The 313-nt window shown below is 78.9% G+C and carries 1 pseudogene; it reads right to left on the minus strand.

The annotated features are described in order from the left end of the window. A pseudogene (locus tag BIV01_RS20050) lies at window positions 1-313 on the minus strand (hypothetical protein); the annotation flags it as partial.

Consider the following 313-nt stretch of genomic DNA (forward strand, 5'->3'; position numbering starts at 1 on the left):
GACCGCGTCGTCGGCGATGGTGCCGCGTGACCCCGCGGCGAGGGAGACCTGGTCGTCGGAACCGACGATGCCGACGGCTGCTGCCGACCCGGCGGAACCGGCAGCGCTGCCACCGAGGGCACCGGTGGCGGAGCCGTCCGCGGGGCCGCCGAACGTGACGCCGTGGCCCTCGGGGACGAGGAGTGCCCGGCCGCCGAACGTCGCGTCCTGCACGCCCGGTGCAGCGGCGGCGCTCGCGCCTCCGGCGAGCACGGAGGCCCGCACGGTGGCGACGGCGTCCGTCCGCTCAGCAGCGCTCCCCGGCGCCACGGCG

Origin of the sequence: Curtobacterium sp. MCBA15_013, from assembly GCF_001865095.1 — a bacterium.
In the GTDB taxonomy this organism is placed as follows: Bacteria; Actinomycetota; Actinomycetes; order Actinomycetales; family Microbacteriaceae; genus Curtobacterium.